This is a genomic window from Serratia bockelmannii (genome assembly GCF_051803255.1).
Lineage (GTDB): Bacteria > Pseudomonadota > Gammaproteobacteria > Enterobacterales > Enterobacteriaceae > Serratia > Serratia bockelmannii.
The window spans coordinates 920,695-935,134 of sequence record NZ_CP196512.1; the positions used below are offsets into that span (position 1 = coordinate 920,695).

Annotated in this window: 13 protein-coding genes and 2 tRNA genes; 8 read left to right on the forward strand and 7 right to left on the reverse strand. The window is 56.8% G+C overall.

All coding sequences use genetic code 11. The features are described 5' to 3' along the window. Together ACSJLU_RS04290 and dkgB are read left to right on the forward strand one after the other, a co-directional pair. A tRNA-Asp gene (locus tag ACSJLU_RS04290) sits at window positions 1-77 on the forward strand. Window positions 78-289: 212 nt separating this feature from the next. Next, window positions 290-1,093 (forward strand): 2,5-didehydrogluconate reductase DkgB, encoded by an 804-nt coding sequence (dkgB, locus tag ACSJLU_RS04295; protein ID WP_016929009.1) that lies wholly within the window; start codon window positions 290-292, stop codon window positions 1,091-1,093. A 47-nt stretch (window positions 1,094-1,140) separates the two neighbouring features. On the opposite strand, the gene yafC is transcribed toward dkgB, so the two are convergent. Continuing rightward, window positions 1,141-2,028: a DNA-binding transcriptional regulator YafC gene (gene yafC, locus ACSJLU_RS04300; protein WP_025301648.1), complete on the reverse strand. Its 888-nt coding sequence runs from the start codon at window positions 2,026-2,028 to the stop codon at window positions 1,141-1,143. 105 nt (window positions 2,029-2,133) lie between these two features. Here yafC and ACSJLU_RS04305 point away from each other — a divergent pair, with 105 nt between their 5' ends. Both ACSJLU_RS04305 and ACSJLU_RS04310 read left to right on the forward strand, forming a co-directional pair. Further along, window positions 2,134-3,309 carry an MFS transporter gene (locus ACSJLU_RS04305; RefSeq protein WP_025301649.1) on the forward strand — a complete coding sequence of 392 codons (1,176 nt, stop codon included), beginning with the start codon at window positions 2,134-2,136 and terminating at the stop codon, window positions 3,307-3,309. A gap of 262 nt (window positions 3,310-3,571) precedes the next feature. Beyond that, window positions 3,572-4,345, forward strand: coding sequence for an endonuclease/exonuclease/phosphatase family protein (locus ACSJLU_RS04310; protein WP_049294854.1), 774 nt, complete (start codon window positions 3,572-3,574; stop codon window positions 4,343-4,345). 52 nt (window positions 4,346-4,397) lie between these two features. On the opposite strand, the gene mltD is transcribed toward ACSJLU_RS04310, so the two are convergent. Both mltD and gloB read right to left on the reverse strand, forming a co-directional pair. Continuing rightward, complete coding sequence (gene mltD / locus ACSJLU_RS04315) at window positions 4,398-5,780, reverse strand: murein transglycosylase D (protein WP_060447684.1); 1,383 nt, start codon at window positions 5,778-5,780, stop codon at window positions 4,398-4,400. A 71-nt stretch (window positions 5,781-5,851) separates the two neighbouring features. Continuing rightward, the gene (gene gloB / locus ACSJLU_RS04320; RefSeq protein WP_049295099.1) at window positions 5,852-6,607 is read right to left on the reverse strand and encodes a hydroxyacylglutathione hydrolase; all 756 of its coding nucleotides are present in this window, start codon (window positions 6,605-6,607) and stop codon (window positions 5,852-5,854) included. A 44-nt stretch (window positions 6,608-6,651) separates the two neighbouring features. Between gloB and ACSJLU_RS04325 the strand changes: the two genes are divergently transcribed. Next, entirely contained in the window at window positions 6,652-7,371 is a 720-nt protein-coding gene (locus ACSJLU_RS04325) for a class I SAM-dependent methyltransferase (RefSeq protein WP_025301652.1), read from the forward strand. Here the strand turns inward: ACSJLU_RS04325 and rnhA are convergent. Further along, window positions 7,368-7,835: a ribonuclease HI gene (gene rnhA, locus ACSJLU_RS04330; protein WP_033649910.1), complete on the reverse strand. Its 468-nt coding sequence runs from the start codon at window positions 7,833-7,835 to the stop codon at window positions 7,368-7,370. The two genes, ACSJLU_RS04325 and rnhA, sit on opposite strands and share 4 nt — an antisense overlap. Window positions 7,836-7,907: 72 nt before the next feature. Between rnhA and dnaQ the strand changes: the two genes are divergently transcribed. Continuing rightward, window positions 7,908-8,651, forward strand: coding sequence for a DNA polymerase III subunit epsilon (gene dnaQ / locus ACSJLU_RS04335; protein WP_038871384.1), 744 nt, complete (start codon window positions 7,908-7,910; stop codon window positions 8,649-8,651). A 145-nt stretch (window positions 8,652-8,796) separates the two neighbouring features. Next, window positions 8,797-8,873 (forward strand) — tRNA-Asp (locus tag ACSJLU_RS04340). A gap of 106 nt (window positions 8,874-8,979) precedes the next feature. On the opposite strand, the gene ACSJLU_RS04345 is transcribed toward ACSJLU_RS04340, so the two are convergent. Further along, the gene (locus tag ACSJLU_RS04345; RefSeq protein WP_380826651.1) at window positions 8,980-11,220 is read right to left on the reverse strand and encodes a TonB-dependent siderophore receptor; all 2,241 of its coding nucleotides are present in this window, start codon (window positions 11,218-11,220) and stop codon (window positions 8,980-8,982) included. Window positions 11,221-11,448: 228 nt separating this feature from the next. On the opposite strand from ACSJLU_RS04345, the gene ACSJLU_RS04350 reads away from it, so the two are divergent. After that, window positions 11,449-12,327, forward strand: a complete 879-nt coding sequence (locus ACSJLU_RS04350; RefSeq protein ID WP_043135506.1) for a siderophore-interacting protein — start codon at window positions 11,449-11,451, stop codon at window positions 12,325-12,327. An 88-nt stretch (window positions 12,328-12,415) separates the two neighbouring features. On the opposite strand, the gene ACSJLU_RS04355 is transcribed toward ACSJLU_RS04350, so the two are convergent. Continuing rightward, window positions 12,416-13,189 (reverse strand): amidohydrolase, encoded by a 774-nt coding sequence (locus ACSJLU_RS04355; RefSeq protein WP_049295101.1) that lies wholly within the window; start codon window positions 13,187-13,189, stop codon window positions 12,416-12,418. After that, the gene (locus ACSJLU_RS04360) at window positions 13,177-14,337 is read right to left on the reverse strand and encodes a pyridoxal phosphate-dependent aminotransferase (RefSeq protein ID WP_043135510.1); all 1,161 of its coding nucleotides are present in this window, start codon (window positions 14,335-14,337) and stop codon (window positions 13,177-13,179) included. Before ACSJLU_RS04360 ends, ACSJLU_RS04355 begins: the two co-directional genes overlap by 13 nt. Window positions 14,338-14,440 lie beyond the last annotated feature (103 nt).

A 14,440-nucleotide genomic window follows, 5' to 3' on the forward strand; every position in this document is an offset into this window, starting at 1 on the left:
GGAGCGGTAGTTCAGTTGGTTAGAATACCTGCCTGTCACGCAGGGGGTCGCGGGTTCGAGCCCCGTCCGTTCCGCCACTTAATTGATAAGCCCTGAGTCTCTGACTCAGGGCTTTTTCATATCTATATTTTGCGATTTTCAGGCCGGAATTGTCCTTCCTTACCGCCTTACTCCCCATATTGTTGCCTTTAGATCAAAAGTCTTATGCCGAACCAGGCGTTTTTGATCATTAAAAAAGTTGCCATAATCCTCCTCATACCACATCTACCCATTAATGAGAGAAAACATTATGAGCATCCCTGCATTTGGTTTAGGTACTTTCCGCCTTCAGGATCAGGTTGTTATCGATTCTGTCAGCACCGCACTCGAGCTGGGCTATCGCACTATTGATACTGCACAGATCTATGAAAACGAAGCGGCTGTTGGCCAGGCTATCGCTGCCAGCGGCGTGAAACGTGAAGACCTGTTCATCACCACCAAGATTTGGATCGCAAACCTGGCGAAAGGCGCGCTGATCCCAAGCCTGCAAGAAAGCCTGAAAAAACTGCAAACGTCCTACGTTGATCTGACGCTGATCCACTGGCCGTCACCCAACGACGAAGTGCCGGTTGCCGAATTTATGGCTGAGCTGCTGGAAGCGAAAAAGCTGGGGCTGACCCGCCAAATCGGCGTATCTAACTTCACCATCGACTTGATGCAGCAAGCGATTGACGCGATTGGCGCCGATGAAATCGCCACCAACCAAATCGAGCTGTCACCGTTCTTGCAGAACCGCAAAGTGGTAGAATTTGCGCAGCAGCACGGCATCGCCATCACCTCTTACATGACGTTGGCCTACGGCAAAGCGCTGCAGGACGAAACGATCAAAAGCATTGCTGCTCGTCACAATGCGACCCCAGCACAGGTTGTCCTGGCTTGGGCATTGAAGCTGGGTTATGCGGTTATTCCTTCTTCGACCAAGCGTGAAAACCTGGCGAGCAACCTGTTGGCGCAGCAACTGACGCTGACCGACGAAGATATGGCGCAGATTGCCGCACTGGAGTGCAACGGCCGTCTGGTTAGCCCAGAAGGTCTGGCGCCAAACTGGGATTAATCATTCCTCGCAGTAGTCAGCATAAGGCGTCCATCGGGGCGCCTTTTTTATCGTTTCAGGTATTCACTCACAAAATCAATAAAACTGCGCAGACGGTTGCTGACGGCGCTGTCGCTGTAATAAACCGCGTTGATCGGCATGGCGACCGGCAGTGTCGCTTCCACCAGAATCGGGACCAAATCTCCACGTTTGATATCTTCGTCGCTCATAAAGTCCGACAGGCAGGCGATACCGTTGCCATGCAGACAGAGATGGCGCTGGGTTTCTCCGCTATTGGTCGTCAAGCCTGGGGTGATTTCCAACTGGCTGCCATCTGAGCAAGCCAGTGGCCAGCGGTTCAAGCTGGGAAGGTCGTTGAAGCCGATGCAGCAGTGATGTTCAAGATCTTCTACCGTTAGCGGCGTGCCGTGTTGAGCCAGATAGGCGGGAGAGGCTAGCACATGCCGGTAGCTGGTCATCAGTTTGCGCGCTTTCAGTGTGGAATCGGTCAGTTCGCCTACGCGGATTGCGATATCCACTTTTCGCTCGATCAAGTTGATAAAGTTTTCCGAAGACACCAACGATAACGACATTTCAGGATAACGTTCGCGGAACTCCGCCACTAAAGGCGTCAGCATGTGCAGCACCACCGGCGTTGCCGCGTCGACGCGCAGCAGACCTTGCGGACGCTGGCGGCTTTCCATCAGCGCATTTTCCGCCGCGGCCATGTCGTTCAGTACCTTCTGCACCTGGCGAAAGTAATTCTCTCCTTCCTGAGTCAGGCTGATTTGGCGCGTGGTGCGGTTAAGCAACGTCACGCCCAGTTTGCTTTCCAGTTTTTTTACCGTTCGGCTGACTACGGAGTTCGCTTGTTCCAGGCGTTCGGCCGCCCGGCTGAAACTGCCGCTTTCCACTACGGTGACAAAGGTGATCAGCTCGTCTGAGTTTGCTTTCATTTTTGCTCCTATAGCAAAGTTAATTTGAAATTTTGAGCATTTTTATCATTTAAGCATAGGCAGATAATAGCCGTCATCAACTTGAATGCTATTTCGGAGTAAAAAATGCCACTCGCATTACTTGCCTTAACCATCAGCGCTTTTGCTATCGGCACGACCGAGTTCGTGATTGTTGGGTTGATCCCGACTATCGCGGAGCAGATTGGGGTGACCGTACCGTCCGCTGGATTGCTGGTGACTATCTATGCCCTCGGCGTGGCCATTGGCGCGCCGGTGCTGACGGCCCTGACCAGCCGTATACCGCGCAAGCTGCTGCTGGTTGGCCTGATGGTGCTGTTCACTCTCGGTAACCTGTTGGCCTGGCAATCACCCAGCTATGAATCGCTGGTGATTGCCCGGTTGTTGACCGGCCTGGCGCACGGCGTGTTCTTCTCTATCGGCTCCACTATCGCGACGAGCCTGGTGGCGAAAGAGAAGGCGGCTTCCGCCATCGCCATCATGTTTGGCGGCCTGACGGTGGCGCTGGTGACCGGCGTACCGTTAGGGACGTTCATCGGCCAGCAGTTTGGCTGGCGTGAAACCTTCCTGGCCGTTTCTCTGATTGGCGCGGTCGCTACGGTGGCCAGCATTATTCTGGTGCCGAACAATATCAAGAACCAGGGCAGCGCCGGCGTGCGGGAACAGATGAAAGTACTGACCCATCCTCGTCTGCTGCTGATTTACGCAATTACCGCATTGGGATACGGTGGGGTCTTCACGACCTTTACCTTCCTTGCGCCAATGATGCAGGAACTGGCGGGCTTCTCTGCTCCGACCGTGAGCTGGATACTGTTGGCTTATGGTGTCGCGGTGGCGGTGGGTAACATCTGGGGGGGCAAGCTGGCCGATCGCCATGGGGCGGTGCGTGCGTTGAGCTTTATCTTTGCCGCGCTGGCTGTTTTGTTACTGGTGTTTCAGTTTACCGCCAGCCACAGTATTGCCGCTTTGCTGACGGTGATTGCGATGGGCGTGTTCGCTTTCGGCAACGTGCCGGGGCTGCAGGTCTATGTGGTGCAGAAAGCCGCGCAATACACGCCAAATGCGGTAGATGTGGCGTCCGGTCTCAATATCGCGGCGTTCAACATCGGTATTGCGCTCGGTTCGGTGATTGGCGGTCAGACCGTCGCTTCACTGGGGCTGGCGCAGACCCCCTGGATTGGCGCGCTGATCGTGGTAGTTGCACTGTTGCTGGTTAGCCTCAGCGGCCGCCTGGATAAAAAGTCTCAGCTGCAAACGGCTTGATACACAAAATCATTGTTGTCTGGCCCGCATTTTGCGGGCCTTTTCGCATTTTTCACCTATTACTCCCTGTCTTTACACAGCTATACCGTCAGAAGATTGAAATCGCTGCAGGTGGCCCCTATAACTGAAAAGGTGATGCCCGCAAAAGCCATGCCCTCTATGCGGGGTAGGCGTATAATCAATTCATCGTTGGCGAGTGTTCATCGCCAGTTTTCATGTTAATGGGTAATAGGCGAATCGCGTGCCGAAACGAACTTATGCAATGAGGTATGTTGCAGGTCAGCCAGTTGAGCGAATCTTTCCTGGCGCCGTTAACCAGCCGTTGCCGCCAGGGGCGGCGCTGCCGACGACCGGCGCCTTGCGCGTTATGGTGTGGAATATTTTCAAACAGCAGCGAGCCGACTGGCTTTCGGTGCTGAAAAACCATGGCAAAGACGCGCAGCTGGTGTTGTTGCAAGAGGCGCAAACCACGCCGGAACTGGTGAGCTACGCTACTGCCAACTACCTGGCGGCCGATCAGGTACCGGCCTTTGTGCTGCCGCAGCATCCTTCCGGCGTGATGACGCTGGCGGCCGCTCATCCTGTTTACTGCTGCCCGCTGCGCGAGCGAGAGCCCCTGCTGCGGCTTTCTAAGTCGGCCCTGATCACCGTTTATCCGCTGTACAACGGTGAACTGTTGATGGTGGTGAACATCCATGCGGTGAACTTTAGCCTGGGCGTCGACGTCTACAGCAAGCAGTTGGGGCCGATAGGCGAACAAATCGCCAGTCACCGGGGGCCGGTGATTATGGCGGGGGATTTCAACGCCTGGAGCCGCAAGCGCATCAATGCGCTGTATGACTTCGCCGGCGAAATGGCGCTGCGCGAAGTGAGCTTCACCGACGATCACCGTCGCAAGGCTTTTGGCCGTCCGCTGGACTTCGTGTTTTACCGCAATCTTGGGGTCATAGAGGCGTCGGTGCTGGTGACCAGCGCGTCGGATCACAATCCGTTGTTGGTGGAGTTTCATCCGGAGAAAGACTCGCCGGTATGGTGAACCGCAGGTAATAAAAAAGCACCCCGAGGGGTGCTTTTTTTGTGCCGAACATTTAAGTATCCGGCGTCATCTTGTTGCCGACAAACAGGGTCAGCTTCAGACCTGGCTGTAGGTTGCCTTTGGCGAGCGTTGAATTCCAACGCATCACGTCGTTAATATCGACGCCGTGACGACGTGCGATACTGGCGAGCGAATCACCTTTACGAACCTGGTAGGTGATACTGCTGTTACTGCCAGTATTGCTGGCCACTTGCAGGGTTTGCCCAACTTTTATGGCGCTCTTGGCGCGTAAGTTGTTCCAACTCTGCAAATCGCTGGTCTTAACGTTCAGCCGCTTGGCAATGCCCGATAAGGTGTCGCCGGAGCGCACTTTATACGAACTGCCACCGGACAAACCGCTGTTCTTCGCCAACTGCGTCGTTGGTTGAGTCACGGCGATCTGGCCATCGGCCAGCGAGTCTTTCAGCTGATCGGCATGCCCTTTGGGAACCATGATGTAATGGGGCCCGTTGGGTGCCGTAACGCCTTTTTTGTAGCCTGGGTTATACGCTTTCATCTTGGTGACTGAAAGCCCTGCCATCTCAGCCGCCTGAGTTAGCTGGATCTGCTGCCCGACATCGATACGAGCCAGCGCACGGGTTTCATCCGTTTTCGGGAGTTTCACGCCGTATTTCTTGCTGTTCTTGATGATGTCGCTCAGTGCCAGCATTTTCGGGACATAGATTGACGTTTCACGCGGAAGCGACAATGCCCAGAAATTGGTTGGCTTACCCTGGCGTTTGTTTGCCTTCACCGCTTGCATCACGCGGCCTTCACCACTGTTATAGGCGGCTACGGTCAGTAACCAGTCGCCGTTAAACATGCGGTTCAAGCGCTGCATCATGTTAAGCGCAGCGGTTGTCGAGGCGACGACATCGCGTCGACCGTCATACCACTGATTGTTTTTCAAACCATAATTGCGACCCGTTTGCGGCACGATTTGCCATAGCCCTGCGGCGTTGGCACTTGACGTGGCGTGTGGGTCAAAAGCGCTCTCCACTATGGGTAGCAGTACCAGTTCCATCGGCATATTACGTTTCTTAATCTGCCCGACTATCCAGTACATGTACGGCTCTGCCCGTAATGTTACATCGTGGAGATAGCTCTTACTTTTTAAGTACTTTCTTTTCTGATCACGGATCCGGGAATTTTCCGGAACCTCCATCTTCAGCTCGTCGCTAATGAAGTTCCACAGGTCCTGTTGCGCGGCGGGACTGTTGTTATCCAACCACCGCGCCGAGCTCGCTCGGCCATTTGCTGTGTACTCTCCTGCTTCACCATCTTGACCAGCCGAAGACAAACTCTGTGCATGCTGTTCTGGCGCCGGTGCGTCCTGCCTGGACGACTGGCAACCCACTAGCAAGACTGAGGCGAGAAATATCGCTTTAGCCTTCATGTGTGTGTCAATGTAGTTGCTTAAAAGACGAGCAATAATACTTTGCTTCGCCAAATAACACAACTAAAAGCTTAGAAGTTATCTTTCCGCAGGCGTAATTCGGAAAAAACTGAATGAAGGCTTTCCGGTGGTGAATTAAAGCCTAATTTCTTTTGTAAATCAGCGTCATGGCAACGTAAAAACAGGTTAATTTTGCGCTCTAATTGCAACGTGGTCGGCACACTGGCTTGGCCTTTTGCCCTTAACGCTTCAACATGTTGTTGATATGTTTCAATCTCTCGATCTTCCGGCAAAATAGCCCGCGCAAACTTAAGATTAGAAAGAGTATATTCATGCGCGCAGCAAATTAAGGTGTTATCGGGAAGTTGCGCGAGTTGTTGAAATGAGTCGTACATTTGTTTGGCGGTGCCTTCAAACAGCCTGCCGCAGCCGGCGGAGAAAATGGTGTCACCGCAGAACAGATAAGGGGCACTATAGAATGCCACATGGCCCAACGTATGGCCGGGAACGGCGATAGTCCTGTATTGGCGGCCATCGATGTCAAAGGTGTCGCCGTCGCGGACGATGTGGTTGGCGCCTTTGTCCGCGGTTTCTTGCGGCCCATAGACGGCCAGCCCGGGATACTTCGCTACGATTTGCGCCACGCCGCCGACGTGATCGTGATGATGGTGGGTCAGCAGGATCGCCGCCGGCGCCAGCTGCAGGCGCTGCAACGCTTCGAGTACCGGCTGCGCTTCACCCGGATCGACGATAATGCAGCGCCCCTGTCGGTCATCCAATAACCAAATGTAATTGTCCTGGAAGGCGGGAATGCTGATAAGATTCATGGTGTACCTCTCGTTGGCAACGGCTTGAAAGAAGATAATAAATCATGAAACCAGCCCATACTCTACAAAAGCTCACCGGCCCGCAGTCCTGGGCTGAGCTGCCGTGGGGGGAGTACTATCGTGAAGCGCTCGAGCGGCAGTTGCAACCCTGGTGGCCCAAGCTGTTCGGTTTCCATCTGCTGAAGATGGGCATGCTCAGCGCCGAGCTGGCCACGGACAAATGTGCGATTTCCCATCAGGTCAACGTAGGGCTGGAGGGGGACGGGCTGCAGGTGATCGCCGATGCCTATCAACTGCCGTTCGCCGCCAAGTCGGTGGATGCCTGCCTGTTGGCGCATACGCTGTCCTATGCGGACGATCCGCACCGCATGCTGCGTGAGGTGGACAGGATATTGATCGACGACGGCTGGTTGGTTATCAGCAGCTTCAATCCGTTCAGCCTGCTGGGATTGGGCAAGCTGGTGCCCGGGTTGCGTCATCGCCAGCCCTATGTCAGCCGCATGTTTACCCAGATGCGGCTGTTGGATTGGCTCAGCCTGCTGAATTATGAGGTGCTGCATCAGTCGCGTTTTCACGTGCTGCCGTGGCACCGCAAGGGCGGCAAGTTTTTATGTACCCATTTGCCAGCGCTGGGCTGCATGAGCGTGATTGTGGCGCGCAAACGCACCTTGCCGCTAACGCCTACGCCGATGAAACTGGGGGCGAGAAAGCCGTCTCTTAGCCGCGCGGTGGGCGCGACCAAGAGCTATCGCAAGCTGCCTTAGGCTTCCGGTTGGTAACCGACGTCTTCTTGCGTCGGCTTACCGGCCGCTTCGCGCGCCAGCACGTCACAACGTTCGTTCTCCGGATGGCCGGCGTGGCCTTTGACCCATTCCCATTTCACCTCGTGGCGCTGAATGGCCAGATCCAACCGCTGCCACAGATCGACATTCTTGACCGGCTTTTTGTCGGCGGTTTTCCAGCCGCGCTTCTTCCAGTTATGGATCCAACTGGTGATGCCCTGGCGCACATACTGGCTGTCGGTGCTGAGCGTCACGGCGCAGGGCACGGTCAGCGCTTCCAGCGCCACGATCGCCGCCATCATTTCCATGCGGTTATTGGTGGTCAGACGAAAACCCTCGCTGAAGGTTTTTTCCGTTTGCTTATAGCGTAATATCGCGCCGTAGCCACCGGGGCCGGGGTTGCCAAGGCAGGAGCCGTCGGTGAAAATTTCTACCTGTTTGAGCATCTCTGGTAGACTCTTCCTATCAGTTTTATAAAAGCCAAGTCTGACATAAACGAGCGCTGTGAGCACTGCAATATGATCTCTACAACCACCAGACAGATTGTCCTCGATACCGAAACCACCGGTATGAACAAGCTTGGGGTGCACTACGAAGGGCACCGTATCATTGAAATCGGTGCGGTGGAGGTGATTAACCGCCGCCTGACCGGGCGCAACTTCCACGTTTACATCAAGCCGGATCGGCTGGTGGATCCGGAAGCGTACGGCGTACACGGCATCAGCGATGACTTCCTGGCCGACAAGCCGACCTTCGATCAGGTTGCCGACGAATTCCTCGACTTTATCCGCGGCGGCGAGCTGGTGATCCATAACGCGGCGTTCGATATCGGCTTTATGGATCACGAATTCCGCATGTTGCAGCAGGGCATCCCGAAGACCGAGACCTTCTGCACCATCACCGACAGCCTGCTGATGGCGCGCCGCCTGTTCCCGGGCAAGCGCAACAACCTCGATGCCTTGTGCAGCCGTTATGAGATAGACAACAGCAAGCGTACGCTGCACGGCGCATTGCTCGATGCCGAGATCCTGGCGGAAGTCTATCTGGCGATGACCGGCGGTCAGACCTCGATAGCGTTCCAGATGGAAGGTGATACCCAGCAAAACGACGCCGCGCAAGAAATTCAGCGCATCGTCCGCCCGGCGACGGCGATGAAAGTGGTCTACGCCAGCGACGAAGAAGTGAAGGCGCACGAGGCGCGTCTGGATCTGGTGGCGAAAAAGGGCGGCAGCTGCCTGTGGCGCGGTGCGCCGGCCGAGTAACGGCATTTTTGCACGAAAAAAAACGCACCGGATGAACCTTCGTTGAAAAACTGTGCAAACGGTTCATTTGGTGAGAAAAAGGCGTTGACGGAACCGAGAGGCGTCCGTAATATGCGCCTCGTTCCCCCGCAAGAGGGAATGGCGCGGAGCGGTAGTTCAGTTGGTTAGAATACCTGCCTGTCACGCAGGGGGTCGCGGGTTCGAGCCCCGTCCGTTCCGCCACTATTCAGAAGCCCTGAGTTAGCGATAACTCAGGGCTTCGTCGTTTCTGCTCTCGGCAAAACGGTACGGCCCAATGAACGGGGCCGGCAGACCGGCCCCTTATTCCTCAGAACAACACCGAGTAGTTCAAACCGAAGGTGCGTCCACGGCCCTTATAGCTGTACAGCTCAGGCGAGCCGTAGGTCGGGCTGTACAGGATCGGCGCGCGTTGGCCCCAAACGGTGGTGTATTCCTTGTCCAGCAGGTTTTCCACGCTGAAGCTGATTTTCCCTACCGGCAGGGTATAGCTGCCGAGAAAATCGAGGGTGTTGTAGCCATCGATTTTGCGGCCTTGGGTGGAGTTGGCCTTGGTGTAATCGCCGTCGTCCGACACATCGAAGGTTTGCTGCGACTGTAAGCGCAGATTCCAGTCGCCCGGCGCCCAGCCGACATAAGCGGTGACTTTCGATGGGCTGGCGGTATCGACCACCAGCTTCTTCCATTCGCCGTTGACCTTGGTTTCGGAACGGATAACGTTGAAGTTGGTGCCGGCGCTCCAGTTGCTGTCTTCAAAGAAGTAGTCCACCGCGCCTTCCACCCCATAGATACGGCGCTTATCCGCATTGACGTTAATGGTCATGTCGGTTTTGTTGATAGCGATGCTCTTGTCGGACAGCGAGTAGTAGGCGGCGATTTGCGTGCGCAGGTTATCGCCGGTATAGCGCCAGCCCAGCTCGTAGGCATTGACCTTGATGCCTTCCAGCTTGGAATCGCCGACGTTGACGCTCTTCAACAACTGGTAATGGCCGCCGTTCAACGTGTAGGTGCCGTTACCGTAATATTTGCCCGGATCCGGGATCTCGAAGCCCTGAGAGAAGTTGAACCAGGTTTGCTGGCGCTCGGTCAGATGTGCCAACAGGCCGGCGTTGAACAGCGCGTTGTTGTAGTCGGTTTTCCCGCCCGGTATAGCGTCGGCGGATGTCGCGGCGCCGGTGGCGATCGCCTGCTGCTGGTTATAACCGACGAAGTCGTCGATCTTGTTTTCGGTGTACTGGTAACGCACGCCGCCGCTCAGGGTGAAAATGGGATTAATGTCGTAACTGGCCTGCAGGAACGACGCCAGGTTGCTGGTGGTATAGCTCGGGTAGCGGCCGGTGCTGTAAGCGTTCTCCAGCGTCATGCCGCCGGACTGCTGAGCCTTCGCCAGGTTAAAGAACTGCTGATTGGCGTTGAAGCTTTCATGCTCGGCGTCAATGCCGTAAGTCAGCGTCAGTGCGTCGACAGGTTTGCTGTTTAACGTCAGCTTGCCGCCGTAGAAATCGGTTTTTTGCTGCGAAGCACCAATGCTGTTGACGTAATAGTTCGGCGCTTTGCCCGCCAGCGTCGGGAACGGGTAGAAGGTCAACGTTTCGTCGCGGTAGTAGACCTGCGCCACCAAATCCTGGCCGAGGAAATCAGTGTTGGAATACTGCAGGTTGATCAGGTGGCGTTCGGTACCGGGGATGCGGTCGGAATTTAAGTTACCGCTGTTATATGCCTTGGCGTTGCCCGTCACCGCCGCAAAGTTCTCTCCCAGGAACAGGCCGTGATCGCCGTCGGATTGGCTTTTGTAGTATTGGGTGGTCAGCTGCAGCTGTTGATGATCGTCGATGTTGAGGGTGCCGGTGCCCATGACGTCGAGGCGATCGGAATACTGCAGGCCGGTTTGGGTATTGTCGATCAGTACCTCATTGCCTTTGCCGTCATACCAGCCGCCATAGCGCTGGTAAGAAACGGACAGGCGCCCAGAGGCGTTGTCGTTGCCGCCGCTGACCGCCGCCGCCACGTTCTCGTCGTGATCGTGATGGCCGCCAAAGCCGGTTTTACCGCCGACCTGCAACTCGACCTGCTGTTCCTGTTGCCCTTTTTTGGTGACGATATTGATCAGGCCGCCGGTGCTGCCGCCGCCGTACAGCGAGGTCGCGCCGGAAATCACCTCGATATGATCGATATTGAATGGATCGATCGAATCCAACTGGCGGCTGTCGCTGCGCGATGAATTCAGGCGTACGCCGTCAATCATCACCATCATCGAGCGGCCGCGCATATTCATGCCATAGTTGGTACGGCCCTGACCGCTGACGTCCATGCCGGGGATCAACTGCGCCAACATGTCCTTGATCTCTTTACCGCCCTGAACCTGCTGTTCGATCTCCTGGCTTTCAATAATCCAAGTGGTCTGTGCCATTTCCGCCGTGCTGCGGTGCGAACGGCTGGCGGAGACCACCATCTGCTCTTCGGTGCCGGCTTTCTGATCTTCAGCCCAAGCCGCCGGCGCAAGCATTGCCAGCAGACAAGGGTTCAATACCCAAAGGTGTTTGCGTTTCATCGTTATTTCCTGGTGATATTGTTATTGTGTTTTTTTGAGAATGCTTCTTTTATCAATAACGTTTCTTGTTATCAATAAAATCGTGATATGATTTTTTGCGATACATTAACGTAATTAATTAGTTTTATTAACATTTTGCCCGCTGCGCGATCGAGCACCCCACGCCGTCAACACGGCAGCCGATCGGCCATACGCACAAGCGACAGCCGTTGCCGGAGAATCGAGAACATGTCCGCCAGCTACAGAATTTTTGATATCACCTTGAAAAGCAAAACGCTGATTTCATCTTCGCTGGTGCGCTGCGTGTTTGAAGGTGCGGATATTCATCGGATGAAGCTCGAAGCGCCGGACCAGCGCATCAAACTGTTGTTCCCGGCGGCGGACGGCAAGATCCCGCAGTTGGTCAACAGCTCTGACTGGTACGGCGATTACATGGCGATCCCCAAAGAACAGCGTCCGGTGATGCGCACCTATACGTTGCGTGCGCTGCGCCGCGAGCAGAATCAGATGGACGTCGAGTTCGTGTTGCATGGCGTGAACGGCCCGGCTTCCGCCTGGGCGACCCATGCCGAACCCGGAGACACGATTCAAACGGTCGCCCCCAACGGTGACTTCGACGGCGACAGCGGCGGTTACGAATGGGCGCCGCCGGCGCAGTTGCAACAGGCGTTGCTGATCGCCGATGAGACGGCGGTGCCGGCGGCGATGGCGATTCTGGAACAGCTGGCGCAGCAGGCCAATCCGCCGCGGGTGCAGGCGTTTTTTGAGGTGCCGGTGGCGGGGGATTGCCTGGATTTGGCGCATTTCCCGTTCGCCGAGGTCTACTGGCTGCCGCGTGACGTCGGCCGCCAGCTGGCACACGGTACGCTGCTGGTGGAAGCGGTGCGCCAGCGGGTGGATATCCCCGCATCGGCGTGCGCACAGGCGCAGTCACTGGCGGAAAGCAGCCTGAGCGATGAGGTGCTGTGGGAGCGGGCGGCCGGCAGCAACGCTTTTTATGCCTGGGTGGCGGCCGAATCTTCTGCGGTGAAAACGCTGCGGCGTTACCTGATTGGCGAACGCGATCTGGATCGCTCCACCGTCAACTTCATGGCCTATTGGTGCTGAACGAGCCGTCCTTTTCCGGCATCGGCGCGGAGTCTTTATCTCTCTGCCGAAGATCGACGCGCTAATCGCCGGCTGGGAGCGTGTTTAATCAGTCGAGACGCAGAAAGCTGTCGGCATCGCGCCAGGCCGGGAAGGCGCTGCGGTAGCTCTGCAGGGTTTCCAGCGACAGCTCGGCGTCCAGGCGCGTGGCCGCGCCGGGTTCCGCATCCGCCAGGATCTCGCCCTGAGGGCTGATGATTAAGCTGTCTCCGCTGTAGCTCAGTCCGTTAGGATCTTCGCCCACCCGGTTGCAGCCCGCCACATACACCTGATTCTCAATCGCCCGCGCCGTCAGCAGCGTTTGCCAATGGTGGCTGCGCGGCGCCGGCCAATTGGCGACGTACAGCGCCAGATCGTAATCCTGCTGATAGCGCGCCCAGACCGGGAAACGCAGGTCGTAGCAGATCTGCGGCAGGATGCGCCAGCCGCGCCACTCGAAGATTTCACGCCGGTTGCCGGCCTGGTAATGCAGGTGTTCGCCGGCCATGCGGAACAGGTGGCGTTTATCATAGGCATGCACCTGGCCGCCCGGCTCTACCAGCAGGAAGCGGTTGACCGCGCCTTCGGGCGTTTTCAGCGCCACGCTGCCGCCGATTAACGCGTGGCTTTTCACCGCCCAACCGCGCAGCCAGTCGATCACCTGCTGTTCGGGCAGGGCGCTCTCGCCGGCATCCATGGCAAAACCGGTGGTGAACATTTCCGGCAAAACGATGAGATCGCGCCCGGCGATCGGCGCCAGCAACGCGTCGAAGGCGGCCAGGTTAGCGAGGCCGTCGCGCCAGACCAGAGGTTGCTGCAACAGGGTAATTTTTAAAGTCGACATAACCGCTCCGCAGCTGCATCCAGCGTGGCGTCCTGTTTAGCGAAGCACAGCCGGATCAATTTATGGGGGAAAGGATCGGCACAGAAGACCGACAGCGGAATGGCCGCCACGCCCACGTGCTCGGTTAACCAATGGCAGAACGCCACATCGTCCAGATCGGAGATGGCGCTGTAGTCCGCCAGCAAGAAGTATGTACCCGCGCAGGGTAAAATTTCCAGTCGGCTGCGCGCCAGCGCCTGCACAAAGCGATCGCGCTTGGCGCGATAGAACGCCGGCAACTGCCGCCAGTGCTCCGGCTCGGCACGCAGGCTATCCGCTAGCGCCAGCTGCGCCGGGGTGTTGACCGAAAAGGTCAGGTATTGATGCACCTTACGCACCTCGGCGCTCAGCGCGGCGGGCGCCACGCAGTAACCCACTTTCCAGCCGGTCATGTGGAAGGTTTTACCGAAGGAGGACACCGCGATCGCCCGTTGGCGCAGCTGCGGGTGGGCCAACACGCTGGCGTGGCCGCCTTTGGCGAAGCAGATGTGTTCGTAGACTTCGTCGCTGAGCACGTAGATTTCGCGTTCTGCAATGGCGTGCCACAGCTGCTGCATATCTTCCGCCTGCCAGGCGGTGGCGGACGGGTTGTGCGGCGTGTTGACGATCACCAGGCGGGTGCGCGGCGACAGCGCGGCGGCGAACTGTTGCCAATCCACGGCAAACGCGGGCGGCTGCAGGGCGAGGCGTTTGAGTACGCCGCCGGCCAGCGTCACCGCCGGCGCATAGCTATCGTAGCTGGGATCGAAGCAGACCACCTCATCGCCGGGGCGCACCAGCGCGCTGATGGCGGCGAACAGCGCTTCGGTGGCGCCGGCGGTGACGGTCACTTCAGCAGCGGCGTCCGGCTGCCAGCCATACAGCTCGGCGGTTTTGTCGGCGATGGCTTCGCGCAGCGGCGCCACCCCGGTCATCGGCGCATATTGGTTGGCGCCCTGGGCGACGTGCCAGGCCAAGCGTTCTTTCAGGTAGTCCGGCCCGTCGAAATCAGGGAAGCCCTGAGACAGGTTGATCGCCTGATGCTGCTGCGCTAGCGCGCTCATTTGGGTAAAGATGGTGGTGCCCAGGGCAGGCAGTTTACTTTCGGGAATCAATGCGGAAGTGCTCATAGCAGGTGAATACTCCAGGCGCTTATATTGCCGTCAATATAACACGATGCTAGTATTTGGCAATCAAGACGCTTAGATGGCTAAATGCGAAAAAGTGCTTAGC

Excerpts from the sequence above, each read along its gene's own strand:
- dkgB (WP_016929009.1), top strand. The coding sequence starts at position 290 with ATGAGCATCCCTGCATTTGGTTTAGGTACTTTCCGCCTTCAGGATCAG.
- yafC (WP_025301648.1), bottom strand. The coding sequence starts at position 2,028 with ATGAAAGCAAACTCAGACGAGCTGATCACCTTTGTCACCGTAGTGGAA.
- ACSJLU_RS04305 (WP_025301649.1), top strand. The coding sequence starts at position 2,134 with ATGCCACTCGCATTACTTGCCTTAACCATCAGCGCTTTTGCTATCGGC.
- ACSJLU_RS04310 (WP_049294854.1), top strand. The coding sequence starts at position 3,572 with ATGAGGTATGTTGCAGGTCAGCCAGTTGAGCGAATCTTTCCTGGCGCC.
- mltD (WP_060447684.1), bottom strand. The coding sequence starts at position 5,780 with ATGAAGGCTAAAGCGATATTTCTCGCCTCAGTCTTGCTAGTGGGTTGC.
- gloB (WP_049295099.1), bottom strand. The coding sequence starts at position 6,607 with ATGAATCTTATCAGCATTCCCGCCTTCCAGGACAATTACATTTGGTTA.
- ACSJLU_RS04325 (WP_025301652.1), top strand. The coding sequence starts at position 6,652 with ATGAAACCAGCCCATACTCTACAAAAGCTCACCGGCCCGCAGTCCTGG.
- rnhA (WP_033649910.1), bottom strand. The coding sequence starts at position 7,835 with ATGCTCAAACAGGTAGAAATTTTCACCGACGGCTCCTGCCTTGGCAAC.
- dnaQ (WP_038871384.1), top strand. The coding sequence starts at position 7,908 with ATGATCTCTACAACCACCAGACAGATTGTCCTCGATACCGAAACCACC.
- ACSJLU_RS04345 (WP_380826651.1), bottom strand. The coding sequence starts at position 11,220 with ATGAAACGCAAACACCTTTGGGTATTGAACCCTTGTCTGCTGGCAATG.
- ACSJLU_RS04350 (WP_043135506.1), top strand. The coding sequence starts at position 11,449 with ATGTCCGCCAGCTACAGAATTTTTGATATCACCTTGAAAAGCAAAACG.
- ACSJLU_RS04355 (WP_049295101.1), bottom strand. The coding sequence starts at position 13,189 with ATGTCGACTTTAAAAATTACCCTGTTGCAGCAACCTCTGGTCTGGCGC.
- ACSJLU_RS04360 (WP_043135510.1), bottom strand. The coding sequence starts at position 14,337 with ATGAGCACTTCCGCATTGATTCCCGAAAGTAAACTGCCTGCCCTGGGC.